This window comes from Thermomonospora echinospora, from assembly GCF_900108175.1.
Lineage (GTDB): Bacteria > Actinomycetota > Actinomycetes > Streptosporangiales > Streptosporangiaceae > Thermomonospora > Thermomonospora echinospora.
Genome location: NZ_FNVO01000012.1, coordinates 1 through 14,349, shown reverse-complemented (window position 1 = coordinate 14,349; position 14,349 = coordinate 1). Strand labels below are relative to the sequence as shown.

The following is a 14,349-nucleotide window of genomic DNA, read 5'->3' as shown; positions in this document are numbered from 1 at the left end:
GAAGGCCGGGAAAGTCGCGGTATTTATCGGGACGGGCTCACTGGGTGCGAAGGTGCGAGAGAAGCCCGGCCAGCCGCCGCTGCGCTCGGGCGGTGCGGCTCTTGACCGTGCCCAGCGCGATCCGGAGCGCCGCGCTGATCTCGCTCTGCGAGTACCCCTGGAAGTAGGCGAGCTCGACCACCAGGCGCTCGTCGGGGTGGAGCGCCGCGAGCGCCTTCCTGACCTGCCAGGCGTACCAGACGTCTTCCAGCGGGTCGGCCCCGCAGGCCCGGGTGTCCTCCTCCCACGCCTCGTCCAGCGGGACGTGCGAGGCGGCACGGTGTTCGCGGCGGTGGACGTCGATGGCGGCGCGCCGCACGATCGCGTAGAGCCAGGGCTTCAGCTCCCGGCCGGGATCGAACGCTCCGGCGCCCCGCCATGCCTGCACGAAAGCCTGCTGTACCGCTTCGGCCGCCAGTTCCCGGTCTCCCAGCAGTGCCAGCGCGGTGGTGAACATGGGTGCCGCATAACGGCGATGTATTTCGGAGAAAGCGGTTTCTTCGCCTTGGTGGAATCGGTATTCCAGCGTTTGAGTGGTCACCGGGCCAGCCTGGGCCGACCCGGGTTCACCCCTCTTTCACGCGGCTTTCATCCGTCCCCGACGGGGTCCCAGTAGAATCGCGCGTTGGAGCCGCCGGGACCGGAGAACTCGACCAGCGGCGCGTTCTCCACCGTCGAGGCGTTCTGGATGTGCCAGTACCACTCGCCGTTTCCGCGAACGGTGTTGATCTCGTAGTAGTCGTCGCCGACGTGCGTGTACTTCCACTTCAGGCGGTTCGAGCCGTTGCACGGCAGGACGATGAGGGGCGTGTTGTTCAGGACGATGTGGGTGAGGCTGATGCAGCCGCGGACCCGATGGCCGTCCGGGGTCAGGATGTCGTCCCGCAGCTCGTAGGTCTCGATGTGCTCTCCCGGCTGGGGCCGGATGAACCACTGGGCGTCGCGGTTGAACGGGTTGGGCGTCGTCTGGATGACCCGCGCCCCGGCCAGCACGGTTCCGGACACGCGCTCGGCCGTCAGCACCTTCCCGCTGTGCTGGACCTTGATGTTGTAGAACGTCTCGGCGTGCGCCGGGGTGGCGACCGTGCCGACGGACACCACGGCGGCGGCCGCCGCCATGGTCAGACCAATCTTCCGGATATTCCGGGTGATCCGCATCTCTTCTCCTTGATGTGCGGTTGCTTCACCCAGCAGTACGTCTCCCGGTCGATTTCGGATCGCGCCCGCCGGAATTCCCCGGCGGGAACGCGTGCTGTTCACCCGCGCATGGTCATTCCGCCCGCCGCCGAAGTCTCCCGGCAGGAGATGCCGAGCCAGGGGGTCGATACTTCGTGTGAGTGAGCCGCCGGTCGCTCCTGCTGATGACGACCCGGCGCGGTCGGTTTCCTCAGCGCCCCTGCACATGAACACGACGATCGTGCAGCCGCGCAAGACGTATCCGTGGTGGCTCGTACTCGTGATGTTCCTCGGGCCCGGACTGGCGAGCACGCCTGGGCGCTGATGCCGGCGCCGGTGTGGCGCCGGCACGACCTGCCCGGGGACCTGGTGCTCGGCCTGCTCGCACCCGGATCCGCGGCGTCGGAAGAACCTCTACGTGCGTGAAGACCATCTCCTGGCCCGTCTGCCGACCCTGTACCTGATCCTGACCACAGACCCGGCAGACCTGCCGGAGACGCAGACGCCCGGTGCTGAGAACGTCATCGGGTGGCTCCACGCCCGCCGCATCGAGCTCATCTACGACCCGCGGACGCGTTCCCTACGGGCCGACCTCCCCGGAACGGCACGGGTCGCCGTCGACCAGAAAGCCGGTTAGAGCACCACGAAGCACCAGCTGGAAGGAGGATGTCTAAAGGCTGGCACCTCTCTGTGTCAAGCCGCGGTGAGCAGAGAGGTATCCAACTTGTTGGATTGGTGGCGTTGATCGTGGTCTGCAGCCAAGATCAATAAGGCTGTGGCCAGGGTCGCTCGAATTACACCTGCCGCCCTTGGGCCGGCTCTTCTCACGGCGTGCGTGCCGGCTACAGCCGCCGACGAGAGTGGCTCAAGAGAGGTCTGCGCCGCCGGAAGTTGGTTTGCCCTCCTCGTCGGTCATCCCATTCCGGATCTTCGAGGAGCACCGTGCCGTCCCTCCAGCTCACCGACACCGTAGGTGACCAGGTCGTCATCGCGGTCGATCCGCACAAGGCATCGTGGACGGCCGTGGCCGTGGACAGGCGGCTGCAACCGCTCGCCACGATGCGGGTCCCGGCCGGCAAGGCCGGATACCGGCAGCTTCGACGGTTCGCTCGGGCCTGGCCCCAGGCCCGGTGGGCCATTGAGGGAGCCCGTGGTCTGGGTGCACCGCTCACCTCGTGGCTGGCCGCCGATGGCATCGCAGTGCTCGACGTTCCCGCCGAGCTCGCCCGCCGAGTCCGGCTGCTGTCGGCCGGCCATGGCCGCAAGAGTGATGAGGCCGATGCGCTGTCGGTCGGCATCGCCGCCCAGACCGCCACCAGGCTGCACGCCGCCCGCACCGATGAGGCCGTCGCGGCGCTGCGGGCACTGATCGAGCATCGCGAGGACCTGGTGCGCACCCGCACCCAGACCGTCAACCGCCTGCATGCCCTGCTCACCAAGCTCCTCGACGCCGGGCTGCCACGCAAGCTGACCGCCGACATCGCCGCCAAAGCCCTGCGCAGGGTGCGCCCGGAAGACACCCTGGGCCACACGCTGCGGGCCCTGGCAGCGGACCTGGTCGCCGAGATCCGGCGGTTGGACCGCCGCATCACCGCGATCGCCGAACAGATCTCCGCCGCAGTCGCTGCCTCCGGCACCACCCTCACCGAACTGCACGGCATCGGTGACCTGCTCGCCGCCAAGATCGGAGCCCGCACCGCAGGCATCGACCGGTTCCGCTCCGCCGCCGCCTTCGCCTCCTACTGCGGCGTGGCGCCCCTGGAAGCCTCCTCCGGAGATGTCCGGCGACACCGGTTGTCACGGGCCGGCGACCGTCAGCTCAACTGCGCCCTGCACATCATGGCCATCACCCAGATTCGCCGCCCCACCGCAGGCCAGGCCTACTACCAGCGCAAACGCGCCAAGGGTAAGAGCCACAAGGAAGCCCTGCGCAGCCCGAAACGACGGCTGCGCGACGTGGTCTACCGGACCATGATCCGCGACACGGATACCTCTCTGCTCACCGCGGCTTGACACAGAGAGGTGCCTTTAGCTGGACAGACCCGATCGACGCCACGTCCACCGGAACGATCACGGGGACCACGGAACCGACGGCTGCGATCTTGCAGCCATCCGTTGTGTGCCCCCAACGGGATTCGAACCCGTGCTACCGCCTTGAAAGGGCGGCGTCCTAGGCCACTAGACGATGGGGGCCTGACGGCTCTGCCGACTCCGTCAGCATAGGGGAGAACTTGTCTGCACGCCTAAGCGAATACTAGCGGCGTGGGGTCGGTGTCGAGGAGGTGGGTGGGGGTGTGGTGAGTGGAGTGGCCGTGGGAGGTGGGGCGGTAGGCCACTTCGAGGGGTCCAGGGAGGGCCACTGGGAGGGGGTGGGGGCCTGGGTGGGGGCGAGGGTGGGCGGGGTGATCGGCCGGTCGGGCTCGGGTTCGAGGTGGCGTTCGATCTGGGCGGAGGTCAGGCCCAGGCCGCCCAGGCGGAGGTCGTCCCAGCCCTGGAGGCGCTTGGTGGCGCGGTTGAAGTAGAGGACGGACAGTTCGATGGGGGTGGGTTCCTCGTTCTCCAGGCCGCGCAGGCCGGCGCCACCGGTGGAGCCCTGGACGAAGACGCGGGTGCCGGTGGGGAGCAGTTTGGTGCCGCGCTTGTGAGAGTGGCCGGACAGGACCAGCGGGGTGGCGCCGGAGAAGCTCTCGCCCTGATTGGGGTCGTGGACGACCACCAGGTCGGGGACGGTGCCGGCGGCGCGCAGGGACTGGGCCTGCTGGGCGCCGAGGGCGCGGAGCTGGTCGGCGGTGACGTCGTCGTCGCGGGTGGTCTTGTCGGGGGTGAAGCGGGGGTCGCCGACGCCGTGGATGCGCAGGCCCTCGACCTGCCGGGTCTGGCCGTCGAGGACGATCGCGTTCCGCTGGTCGGCGACGGCCTCCTGGGTCTCCTTGGAGTCGTGGTTGCCGCGGATGAAGACGTAGGGGATGCGCAGGTCCTCGATGCCGTCGACGAAGCGGGCCTCGGGGCCGCTGCCGTGGTCGGTGAGGTCGCCGGTGTCGATGATGAGGTCGGCCTGGAACTGGGTGCTGACCGAGCGGACGACGTCCCAGGCGGCCGGGTTGAGGTGGATGTCGGAGACGTGGACGATGCGCAGCGTCGAGGGGTCCGGCTCGTAGGTGGGCAGGGTGGAGGTCGCCGCGTACAGGCGGGAGACATTGCCGACCAGCCGGGCGAGCTGGGCGCGGTACTGGGAGAACCGCTCGACGATGCTCTGCACGTCGCCGACCACCTGGGGCGCGTTGGCCAGCAGGCCGGTGTAGCGGGGCTCGTTGATGGACTGGGGGCTGAAGGTCGCGACGGCGACCAGGCAGATGGCCAGCAGCCCGCTGAACGCCGCGCCCATGGACAGCACGGCGCGCCGCCAGGAGTGGAAGACCAGCAGCCCGGCCAGGAACCCGAAGACCATCGTGAAGACGGCGGCGCGGACGGCCAGCACGATGACGCCGTGCCGAACCTGGTCGCCGACCTGCTCGGTGAGCCGGTCCAGCGCCGCGCCGTCCTCGATCAGGCGGCGGGCGGGTTCGGCGTGCAGTTCGGCGACCCGGGCCTCCAGCCGCACCGGGCCCCAGTGGCTGTCGAGCTGGAGCGAGCCGAGGGGCGGGATCTGTACGGTGGTGCCGCCGTTCCAGGAGGGCCGGATCGACAGCGCGACGTCGGCCGGCCCGACGGGTGTCTCTGCCCGTCCGCCGAGCAGCATGCCGATCATCCCGCCCGCCAGCCCGACGAGCACCACGACCAGAACGCGGGCGGCCCGCCGCCGCGCCAGCCCGCAGAGCCGCGACCACAGCGACGACCGCGGCGACGTCTTCGCCGGACGCGACCCGCCGCCGGCGGAGGACGCGCCGGGTTCGGTAGCGGAAGACGGACTCGTTCCGCCACCTGCGGTGGGCGGCCCCGGCTCAGCGACGGCGGAAGACGAATCCGCTCCGCTGCCTGCGGTAGGCGGCTCCGGCTCGATGAGGGCAGAGGACGAATCCGCTCCTTCCCCCGTGCCGGGCGACCCCGGCTCAGTGACGGCGGAGGACGGCTCCGAGCCGTCGTCTGAGCGGCGCCGGGACTGCTCGGTGGTGGAGGGAGGCGGCGCGGAGGGGTTGGTCGGCGGGGGGTCTGAGGGGATGGATCGGGAAGGCAGGTGTCGGCGGAACCGACCGAAGACCACGGGGCCTCCTTTCGTCGATGACAATGATTGTCGTGATGGAGCTGTCGCGTGAGGAGTTCGAGGAGCTGGTCTCCGAAGCCCTCGACGCCATCCCGCCCGAACTGACCCGGCACATGCGCAACGTCGTCATCGTCGTCGAGGACGAGGCGCCCGAGCCCGGCCTGCTCGGTCTCTACCACGGCGTACCGCTCACCGAGCGCGGTGACTGGTACGCCGGCGTCCTGCCCGATCACATCTCGATCTACCGCCGGGAGATCTTGGCGATCTGTGACTCGATCGAGGATGTGGTGGACGAGGTGCGGATCACCGTGGTCCACGAGATCGCCCACCACTTCGGGATCAGTGACGAGTGGCTGCACCGCCACGGTTACTAGGCCGCCGACCCCCGGTCAACTGCCCTGAAACCGGGACGAGCAAGGCCCCGGCGCGGCAGACACCTTCCTCAATTGCGCACGGTAGGTCACATTCACGCAACGCAGCGTGAGTTAATAGGGGGAGCCGCCCAGTGCCGGGGCGGGGGGCGAACTGGAGATGTCTTGGGGGAAAGGCAGGCGGGCAGGCACCGGCGCCCGTTGGAACGACAGGCGACCTATCGCGAGGTCTTCGCCATAGGCGAGTTCCGCGCGCTGTGGCTCGCCCAGACGCTCTCGTACGTCGGGGACCAGTTGGCCCAGGTGGCGCTGGCGGTGCTGGTCTACCACCGCACCGGGTCCCCGCTGCTGACCGCCGTCGCGTACGCGCTGACCTACCTGCCGCCCATCGTGGGCGGGCCGGTGCTGTCCGGGCTGGCGGACCTGTTCCCCCGCCGCACCGTGATGGTGGTCTGTGACGTGCTGCGGGCGGGGCTGGTGGCGCTGATGGCGTTGCAGGCGATGCCGTTCGCGATGTTGTGCGCGCTGGTCTTCCTGACGGTGCTGCTAGGCGCTCCGTTCACGGCCGCCCGGGCGGCGCTGCTGCCGGACGTGCTGCACGGCGACCGGTACGTGGCCGGGTCGGCGATCAACAACATCACCCATCAGGCGACCCAGATGCTGGGCTTCCTGGGCGGGGGCGCGCTGGTGGCGGCCGTGGGGATCTACGAGGCGCTCGCCATCGACGCGGTGACGTTCGCGCTGTCGGGGCTGGTCCTGCTGCTGTGGCTGCGTCCGCGCCCGGCGCCCAGGGAGAGCGAGCCGGAGCCGATATCGCTGTGGCGGAACACACGGGCCGGGGCCAGGCTGGTGTTCGGCGATCCGACGTTGCGGTTCCTGGTGTCGTTCGCCTGGCTGTGCACGTTCTACGTGATCCCGGAGGGGCTGGCGGCGCCGTACGCGGCGACGTATCCGGGCAGCACGGCCGTGACGGTGGGGCTGCTGATGTCGGCGATGCCCACCGGCATGGTCGTCGGGGCGTTCGTGTTCAGCCGCTTCGTACGGCCCTCCAACCGCATCCGGGCGATGGGCTGGATGTCGATGCTCGCCTGCGCCCCGCTGATCGGCTCGGGCCTGCATCCGCCACTGTGGGCGGTGGTGGCGCTGTGGGCGCTGTCGGGCGTGGGCAGTGCGTACCAGCTCGCCGCCAACGCCGCCTTCGTCGCGGCGGTGCCCCCGTCCGGCCGGGGCCAGGCGTTCGGCCTCGCCCAGTCGGGCATCCTGGCCGGCCAGGGGCTGGGCATCCTGGTCGGCGGCTTCGCCGCCGAGATGCTGGGGCCGCAGACGGTGGTGGCGCTCGCCGGTGTCGCGGGGCTGTCGGTGGCGACCATGCTCGCCATCATGTGGACGCCGGTACGGGGCGAGGTGATCGCCTCCATGTTCGGCCGGCCGAGCCCTGCGGCCTTCCCGGACCCCGCGGACTCCTCCCAGGTCACCGGCCCGAAGGAGATGACGGGGGCCGCCGATCCGCCCGGCGGTCGCGAAGTGTCCGCAGAGGCCGGGCCCCGTGGCCTGCCCACTACGGCCCGCGCCGCCGGTCCGGCGGCCGACGGCTCCGACGCCACAGCCCCGGTCGGCGCCGCCGATGCCACAACCCAGATCGGCGCTGCCGATGCCACCGACCCGATTGGCCTGCCCACTGTGGTGAAGCCCATCGTCCCGCCCGGTACGGCCCAGGCGGCGGGCGTCATCGGCCAGGGCGGCGCGGTCGACGGTACCGCTTTGGCGGACCCGGCCGATGCCGAGGGGGCGTCCGAGCCGCCACGGAAAACGGGCCCTGCCGGCACCGGCGACGGCGCGTCCCCGGTCGACACGATCGAGATCGCCCAGCCTCTCAGGCCGGCGTGCCGGATGGGCGGTGCCGGCCCGGACGGCGTGGTCGAGGGTGTCGGCCGAGGCGGCCCGTCCGCGGTGATGAACGGCGCCGGGGTGGCTCAGCGGGCCATGCCCGCCGCCGAGCGGCCCCTTGGGCGGTGGGGTCCGCAGGACGGCGGGGCGGTACGGGAGGAAGGCCGCCAGGCGGAGAACCGGCGCCGGTAAGGCCCGGTCAGCGGGCGGCCTTGGTCTTGTTCAGGGCCTCCTTGGTCTTGGCCACGGCGTCCTGGACGACGGGGTTGTCGCGGTTCTTGTCGATGAGGTCCTGGGCGATCGAGGTCTCCCGGCCCTCCTCGGGGATCAGCAGCCAGCCGAGGACGTAGGCGGCGACGCCGGAGCCTCCGAAGAGGGTGAAGACGCCCAGTACCAGGCGCAGAATGTTGGCGTCCACGCCGAGGTACTCGGCCGCGCCGGAGCACACTCCGGCGATCATGCGGCCCTGGGTGGTGCGGCGGAGCCTGCGGGCGGGGGGCGGAGCCTGGGGGACCGCCTTCTCGGTACGAAGGTCGTTTTCCATGTCTCGATGGTGCCCCGTACGGGCCGGGCTCCACCTCCGGGATCGACCCGATTCATCCCTGATTCGACCCCGGGTCTGGGGGCCTTTCGACCCTGGCACGGAGCCGTCGAGGGGTGCTCCCGGAGCGGCCGGCTTCGGAGAGTACCCTGACGGGCACATCCGCGACCCGGACGAAAAGGACTTGGCATGGACGTGCTGCGCGTCGACGACCGGCTCACCGATGACGAGCGGATGGTCCGTGACACGGTACGGGCCGTGGTCGCCGAGAAGATCCTGCCGAACGTGGCCGGCTGGTTCGAGGCCGGCACGTTCCCCGCCCGGGAGCTGGGGCCCGAGCTGGGCAAGCTGGGGCTGCTGGGGATGCATCTGCAGGGGTACGGCTGCGCCGGGATGAGTGCGGTGGCGTACGGGGTGGCCTGCCGGGAGCTGGAGGCGGGCGACTCGGGGCTGCGCAGCTTCGTGTCGGTGCAGGGGTCGCTGGCCATGACGGCGATCCACAAGTACGGCTCGGAGGAGCACAAGCGGGAGTGGCTGCCGCGGATGGCGGCCGGGGAGGCCCTCGGGTGCTTCGGGCTGACCGAGCCCGACCGCGGCTCCGACCCCGGTGACATGCGCACCCACGCCCGGCGGGACGGCTCGGACTGGGTGCTGAACGGCGCCAAAATGTGGATCACGAACGGCTCGGTCGCCGACGTGGCGGTGGTCTGGGCGCGGACGGACGAGGGCATCCGGGGGTTCCTGGTGCCCGCCGGGACGCCGGGCTTCACCGCCTCCGACATCCACCGGAAGCTGTCGCTGCGGGCGTCGGTCACCTCCGAGCTCGTCCTGGACGACGTGCGGCTGCCCGGAGACGCGGTGCTGCCGGGGGTCACCGGGCTGAAGGGGCCGCTGGGCTGCCTGTCGGAGGCCCGGTACGGGATCCTGTGGGGCGCGGTCGGCGCGGGCCGGGCCTGCTACGAGGCCGCCGTCGAGTACGCCAAGACCCGCGAGCAGTTCGGCCGCCCGATCGGGTCGTTCCAGCTCACCCAGGAGAAGCTGGCCTGGATGGAGATCGCCCTGGGCCAGGCCGGGCTGACCGCGCTGCACGTCGGGCGGCTGAAGGACGCCGGCGAGGTCACCCCGCAGCAGGTCTCGTTCGGCAAGCTGGCGAACGTGCGGGCCGCCCTGGACGTGGCCCGGCAGGCGCGCACGATCCTCGGGGCCAACGGGATCACGCTGGAGTATCCAGTGATCCGGCACATGAACAACCTGGAGTCGGTGCTGACCTACGAGGGCACCCAGGAGATCCACACCCTGGTCCTGGGTCAGGCCATCACCGGCATCTCCGCCTACCGGGGCTGACGCCGCAACCTCCTGCGTCTCCCCCACGGCCACGCCGGGCCGGCATCCCCGCCACCGGGCTCCCCCGCTCCTGACGTCGCCGCGGCCCGGACACGATCCGGGCCGCGGCGACGGCAAGGTCAGCGGGGGTGGCGGGTGGGCGGCGGCGTCTGGCGTTCGCGGCGGACGATGGCCTTGCGGCCCTTGATGGTGGTGCGCCGTAGTGCGTCGATGACCTCGTCGGCGGCGGCCTGCGGGACCTCGACCAGGGAGAAGCGGTCGGCGATCTCGATGGCGCCGATGTCGCGGCCGCGCAGGCTGGACTCGCCGGCGATCGCGCCGACCAGGTCCTGCGGCCGGACTCCGGCGCGGCGGCCCAGGCCCAGGAACAGCCGGGTCATGCCCTCCTCGGGAGACGCGGCGGTCCGGCGCTCACGGCGGCCGGGCCCCTCCCGGCCCTCCCGCTGCGGACGCCGGGTGACCTCGGGGATCTCCTCCTCGTCGGTGGCCGCGCCGGTGGCCTCCTGGGCCAGCTTGACCGCGGCGAGGGCGACCTCCATGATGTCGAACTCGTCGGCGAGGGTCTCCACCACGACCCGGTAGGAGTCCAGGTCGTCGGCGAGCAGGCTCTCGCGCAGCGCGGCGCGGGTCAGTTCCAGCCGGCGGGCGCGCAGGTCGGCGACGGTGGGGATCTTCTCGACGGCGATCTTCTGCCGGGTGGCCCGCTCGATCGACTTGAGCATCCGGTGCTCGCGGGGCTCGGCCAGGGTGAAGGCGACACCCTCGCGGCCCGCCCGGCCCACCCGGCCGATGCGGTGGACGTAGGAGTCGGGGTCGGACGGCACGTGGTAGTTGACGACGTGGGTCAGGTGCTCGACGTCGATGCCGCGGGCGGCCACGTCGGTGGCGATGAGCAGCTCGGCCGTCCCGGCGCGCAGCCGGCCCATGACGCGGTCGCGCTGGTCCTGGCTCATCCCGCCGTGCAGGGCCTCGGCGCGGTAACCGCGCCCGTTGAGCATCTCGGTCAGCTCGTCGACCTGGTCACGGGTGCGGCAGAAGACGATGGCGGCGGCGGGCGACTCCACGTCCAGCAGGCGGCCGAGGGCGGCGGGCTTGTGCGCCCGATCCACCACGTAGGCACGCTGGCGGACCAGCGGGGGCTCGCCGACCTCGCGTTCGGGGCGCCCGATCTCGATGCGGACGGGGTGGCGCAGGTGGCGGCGGGCGATGCCGTCGATGCGGGGCGGCACGGTGGCCGAGAACAGGACGGTCTGCCGCTCCTCGGGGGTCTCGGCGAGGATGGCCTCGATGTCCTCGGCGAAGCCCATGTCGAGCATCTCGTCGGCCTCGTCCAGCACGACGGTGCGCAGCCCGTCCAGGTCGAGGGCGCCGCGGTTGATGAGGTCCAGGGCGCGCCCGGGGGTGGCGACGACGACGTCCACGCCGCGCCTGAGCGCCTGGAGCTGCCGCCCGATCGGCGCGCCGCCGTACACCGGCAGGACGCGGGCGCCCATCTCCCGGCCGTAGCGGTGGAACGCCTCCGACACCTGGATGGCCAGCTCGCGGGTGGGGACGAGAACCAGCGCAATGGGTCCGGCCTCCTCGGCGGGCTCGGGCGCGCGGTGCAGGACGGGCAGCGCGAAGGCCGCCGTCTTGCCGGTGCCGGTGGCCGCCTGGCCGAGCAGGTCGTACCCCTCCAGCAGGGGCGGGATCGCCTCGCGCTGGATGGGGGTGGGCTCCTCGTACCCCAGCCCGGACAGCGCCTTCAGCAGCTCTGGCCGCAGCTCCAGGTCGGCGAACCCCGTCATGTCACCGGATGTGCTGATCGTCATCGAACTCCTCGCCTCAACCTCGCATTCGCCGGTGCCCGGCGGTCTGGAAAAGGTACGAGGCAGGCCCGCGCGGCGGGCCTGCCTCGTACCGGCAAGTCACTCAGAGCGCGCGGACCTGGTCGGCCTGCAGGCCCTTGGGACCCTGTACGGCGGTGTACTCGACGCGCTGCTCCTCTGCGAGGGTGCGGAAGCCACGCATCTCGATGGCCGAGTGGTGCACGAAGATGTCGGCGGAGCCGTCATCGGGGGAGATGAAGCCGAAACCCTTGTCCGGGTTGAACCACTTCACGGTTCCCTGAGCCATTCGGGTGTTCTCCTTTGAAGGACGATCTCGGATCCGTGCGGTCGCACGGTCCCGGCCCACGGCCGCACACCATCAAAGGATCAGGTCCTTGAACGGCGAAGCGCCCGCTGTCAAACCCTGCGGCGCTTACACGTTCGCAAACTTCGACTACAACCACACCGTACAGCGTCGGGGGCGTGAGGGTTATTCCTGGGCGCGAATCCATGATCCCGTGCCCTACGCGAGAGGGGTGCTCCGCTCATAGGTGTCCAGCTCGTCCAGGCGGGCGTCCTTGAGGAGGCGGGGCAGCCAGGCGACCTCGAAGGCGTTGCGCTCCAGTCGTACCAGTTCGTCGGCCGTGAGGTCGAGCGCGGCGTGGACGACCTCCAGGTTCTCGGTCATGTAGGCGAAGAAATAGGCGGGGTCGTCGGAGTTGACGGTGACGCGCAGGCGCTCGTCGAGCATCCGGCGGATCGCGTCGGTCTTGCGGTCGCCGGTGACGAAGCCGTTGGAGACCGGGCAGACGGTGAGGCCGAGGCCGCGCCGGCGGATCTCCTCGACCAGGCCCGGGTCCTCCAGAGCGTTGACGCCGTGGTCGATGCGGTCGACGCCGATGACGTCCAGGCACTGGCGGATGTGCTCGACGGAGTTCTCCTGGTCGACGTCGCAGTGCGCGGTGAGCAGGTAGCCCTCCTGCCGGGCGCGGGCGAACACCTCGGCGAACTTCACCGGCGGGTTGCCGCGCTCGTCGGAGTCCAGGCCCACGCCGATGATCCACTCGCGGTAGGGCAGCGACTCCAGCAGCGTGGCCATCGCGTACTCGGCGGGCAGGTCGCGCAGGAAGCACATGATGAGCTGGGCCCGGACGCCCAGGGTGCGCTCGGCGTCCAGGAGGGCCCGGCGCAGGCCGCGGACGACGATGTCGAACGGCACCCCGCGCGAGGTGTGCGCCTGCGGATCGAAGAAGATCTCGGCGTAGCGGACGTTCTGCGCGGCGGCCCTGCGCAGGTACCCCATCGCCAACTCGTGGAAGTCGGCCTCCTTCAGCAGGACCCGCACGCCCTCGTAGTAGCGGGTCAGGAAGCTCGGCAGGCTGTCGAAGTCGTAGGCCGCCCGTACCTCCTCAATGCTGGTGTACGGGAGCGGGACCTCGTTGCGCTCGGCCAGCGTGAGCTTTAGCTCGGGTTCGAGCGTCCCCTCGATGTGCACGTGCAGCTCGCATTTGGGCAGCCCGGCGATGAACTGTTCCATCATGATCCTCCTCCCCCGGAGGTCATGTGCTGGGTACGTTCCTCGATCCCTGCCCCTCTGGGACCGGCCGTACCCTGATCACCGCCGGCGACGGGCGACCGAGGCGTCCCGTCCGGCGCACGGACGCGGGGAGTGGAACCGGACGGCCCGCGCCCTCCCGCCCGCCTGGCCGTCGCCTCGCACGGCTTCGGTCCGCGTGGGGCATGTCGCGGCAGGCCGGGTCTGACGACCCTGGTGGCCTGCGGCTCGGAGGCGGGCGGGAGGGCGCGGGTCCGCGTCAGCCCGTCACCGGGAGGTCACGGGGCACCGGCTTCGGCGCCGGCGCGGGGATCTGCGGCTTCTGCTGCTGGGGCGGCGTCTTCGGCTTCGCGGGCGTGGCCTTGGCGCCGCAGGTGACCGAGGCGATGCCGACCCGCTGCGGCTTGCCCGCCACGGGCGGCAGGTTGACCTCGACGGCCGTGACGGTCAGGTCGCCGGCGGGGGTGCGCCGCTGGCTGTTGAGCACGACCGAGGCCGTGCCGACCCCCTCGATGGGCACCTGGAGGGCGCTGTTGGGCTTGGGGGTCACCGCGAGCCGCCTGCCCTGCAGGAACGCCTTGCCCAGGTGGGCGCTGCCCTTGCGGGCCTGGCACCTGGCCGTGACGAGTTCGGCGTTGAGCAGCGCCTTGGTGAGCTTGAGGTCGGCGACGCTGGCCCGCCCGTACCCGGCCCGCGCCGAGGTCACCAGCGCCGAGGCGTTCACCAGCGGGTTCTTGGGCAGGTCGACGACGCTCTCGCGGATCGGCCGCGTGCTGGTGGACTGGACCGACGGGGTGGCGGGCAGGGTCACCAGGCCGTCGGCGACCACGCCGTAGGCCGAGCCACGGGCGCCCTCGGTGGCGTGGGAGGCCGGTGCCGCCATGACGACCAGCGGCACGACGAGCGCTCCGGCGAGGGGGATGGACCTGGTCAGGGATGACATACGCACGGATGTTCTCCTTGTGGATCAGGGTTGGGACGTGGATCAGGGTCGGAATGTGGGATCGGGGTCGGGACGTGGGATCACGGTCGGTATGCGTGATCGGGGCGGGATACGTGATCGGGGCGGGACGGCCTGTGCCGCCGGTCGTCATCGCGTGATGAGGACCTGGGTGCCGAGCGGCACCTTCGACAGCCGGGTCAGCGCGTCGTCGGGCACCCGGACGCAGCCGTGGGTGACGGCCCTGCCGAAGACGGACTCGTCGGCCCAGCCGTGGAAGGCGACCGTGCCGGGCCCGCCGCCGAAGGTGTCGAGCGTCTCCGAGTGCGCTCCGACCGGCATGATCAGCGGGCTGGGCTTGGGGTCGGACGGCTTGAGCAGGCCGAGCAGGAACGTGCGTCCGGCCGGGGTGGGCGTCTTGGCGGCGCCCACCGCCACCGTCCAGGCGCCGATCTTGCGGCCGGACCGCACGAGGGTGAGCCGGCGC

The 14,349-nt window shown here is 71.1% G+C and carries 14 protein-coding genes and 1 tRNA gene; 5 read left to right on the top strand and 10 right to left on the bottom strand.

All coding sequences use genetic code 11. The features are described 5' to 3' along the window. Window positions 1–37: 37 nt before the first annotated feature. On the bottom strand, window positions 38–580 hold the full coding sequence (locus C4U03_RS24515; protein WP_268817533.1) for an RNA polymerase sigma factor: 543 nt from the start codon (window positions 578–580) through the stop codon (window positions 38–40). A 47-nt stretch (window positions 581–627) separates the two neighbouring features. Beyond that, window positions 628–1,197 (bottom strand): RICIN domain-containing protein, encoded by a 570-nt coding sequence (locus C4U03_RS24510; protein WP_103940487.1) that lies wholly within the window; start codon window positions 1,195–1,197, stop codon window positions 628–630. Between the two features lie 436 nt (window positions 1,198–1,633). On the opposite strand from C4U03_RS24510, the gene C4U03_RS24505 reads away from it, so the two are divergent. Further along, window positions 1,634–1,852 carry a hypothetical protein gene (locus tag C4U03_RS24505; protein ID WP_103940485.1) on the top strand — a complete coding sequence of 73 codons (219 nt, stop codon included), beginning with the start codon at window positions 1,634–1,636 and terminating at the stop codon, window positions 1,850–1,852. 305 nt (window positions 1,853–2,157) lie between these two features. Further along, on the top strand, window positions 2,158–3,228 hold the full coding sequence (locus C4U03_RS24500) for an IS110 family RNA-guided transposase (protein WP_103940483.1): 1,071 nt from the start codon (window positions 2,158–2,160) through the stop codon (window positions 3,226–3,228). A gap of 107 nt (window positions 3,229–3,335) precedes the next feature. Here C4U03_RS24500 and C4U03_RS24495 read toward each other — a convergent pair. After that, window positions 3,336–3,408 (bottom strand) — tRNA-Glu (locus C4U03_RS24495). Between the two features lie 61 nt (window positions 3,409–3,469). Continuing rightward, complete coding sequence (locus C4U03_RS24490) at window positions 3,470–4,990, bottom strand: metallophosphoesterase family protein (RefSeq protein WP_235018095.1); 1,521 nt, start codon at window positions 4,988–4,990, stop codon at window positions 3,470–3,472. Window positions 4,991–5,439: 449 nt separating this feature from the next. Here C4U03_RS24490 and C4U03_RS24485 point away from each other — a divergent pair, with 449 nt between their 5' ends. Beyond that, window positions 5,440–5,790 (top strand): metallopeptidase family protein, encoded by a 351-nt coding sequence (locus tag C4U03_RS24485; protein WP_407701450.1) that lies wholly within the window; start codon window positions 5,440–5,442, stop codon window positions 5,788–5,790. A gap of 198 nt (window positions 5,791–5,988) precedes the next feature. Further along, entirely contained in the window at window positions 5,989–7,866 is a 1,878-nt protein-coding gene (locus tag C4U03_RS42015) for an MFS transporter (RefSeq protein WP_235018094.1), read from the top strand. A gap of 7 nt (window positions 7,867–7,873) precedes the next feature. Here the strand turns inward: C4U03_RS42015 and C4U03_RS24475 are convergent, their stop codons facing one another. Next, window positions 7,874–8,218, bottom strand: coding sequence for a PspC domain-containing protein (locus tag C4U03_RS24475; RefSeq protein ID WP_103940480.1), 345 nt, complete (start codon window positions 8,216–8,218; stop codon window positions 7,874–7,876). 186 nt (window positions 8,219–8,404) lie between these two features. Between C4U03_RS24475 and C4U03_RS24470 the strand changes: the two genes are divergently transcribed. Next, window positions 8,405–9,559, top strand: a complete 1,155-nt coding sequence (locus C4U03_RS24470) for an acyl-CoA dehydrogenase family protein (protein WP_103940478.1) — start codon at window positions 8,405–8,407, stop codon at window positions 9,557–9,559. A gap of 119 nt (window positions 9,560–9,678) precedes the next feature. Here C4U03_RS24470 and C4U03_RS24465 read toward each other — a convergent pair whose 3' ends face one another. The 5 genes from C4U03_RS24465 to C4U03_RS24445 form a co-directional block, all read right to left on the bottom strand. After that, entirely contained in the window at window positions 9,679–11,370 is a 1,692-nt protein-coding gene (locus C4U03_RS24465) for a DEAD/DEAH box helicase (RefSeq protein WP_103940476.1), read from the bottom strand. A gap of 100 nt (window positions 11,371–11,470) precedes the next feature. Beyond that, window positions 11,471–11,674 (bottom strand): cold-shock protein, encoded by a 204-nt coding sequence (locus tag C4U03_RS24460; protein WP_103940474.1) that lies wholly within the window; start codon window positions 11,672–11,674, stop codon window positions 11,471–11,473. Window positions 11,675–11,890: 216 nt separating this feature from the next. Next, window positions 11,891–12,907, bottom strand: a complete 1,017-nt coding sequence (gene add / locus C4U03_RS24455) for an adenosine deaminase (protein ID WP_407701448.1) — start codon at window positions 12,905–12,907, stop codon at window positions 11,891–11,893. A 274-nt stretch (window positions 12,908–13,181) separates the two neighbouring features. After that, the gene (locus tag C4U03_RS24450; protein ID WP_103940472.1) at window positions 13,182–13,865 is read right to left on the bottom strand and encodes a choice-of-anchor P family protein; all 684 of its coding nucleotides are present in this window, start codon (window positions 13,863–13,865) and stop codon (window positions 13,182–13,184) included. Between the two features lie 147 nt (window positions 13,866–14,012). Next, the coding region (locus C4U03_RS24445; protein ID WP_146087503.1) for a L,D-transpeptidase at window positions 14,013–14,349 on the bottom strand (337 nt) is incomplete at its 5' end.

What these genes read in the sequence shown, in the direction of transcription:
- C4U03_RS24510 (WP_103940487.1), bottom strand. Translation starts at nt 1,197, where the DNA reads ATGCGGATCACCCGGAATATCCGGAAGATTGGTCTGACCATGGCGGCG.
- C4U03_RS24485 (WP_407701450.1), top strand. Translation starts at nt 5,440, where the DNA reads ATGATTGTCGTGATGGAGCTGTCGCGTGAGGAGTTCGAGGAGCTGGTC.
- C4U03_RS24475 (WP_103940480.1), bottom strand. Translation starts at nt 8,218, where the DNA reads ATGGAAAACGACCTTCGTACCGAGAAGGCGGTCCCCCAGGCTCCGCCC.
- C4U03_RS24470 (WP_103940478.1), top strand. Translation starts at nt 8,405, where the DNA reads ATGGACGTGCTGCGCGTCGACGACCGGCTCACCGATGACGAGCGGATG.
- C4U03_RS24465 (WP_103940476.1), bottom strand. Translation starts at nt 11,370, where the DNA reads ATGACGATCAGCACATCCGGTGACATGACGGGGTTCGCCGACCTGGAG.
- C4U03_RS24460 (WP_103940474.1), bottom strand. Translation starts at nt 11,674, where the DNA reads ATGGCTCAGGGAACCGTGAAGTGGTTCAACCCGGACAAGGGTTTCGGC.
- add (WP_407701448.1), bottom strand. Translation starts at nt 12,907, where the DNA reads ATGATGGAACAGTTCATCGCCGGGCTGCCCAAATGCGAGCTGCACGTG.
- C4U03_RS24450 (WP_103940472.1), bottom strand. Translation starts at nt 13,865, where the DNA reads ATGTCATCCCTGACCAGGTCCATCCCCCTCGCCGGAGCGCTCGTCGTG.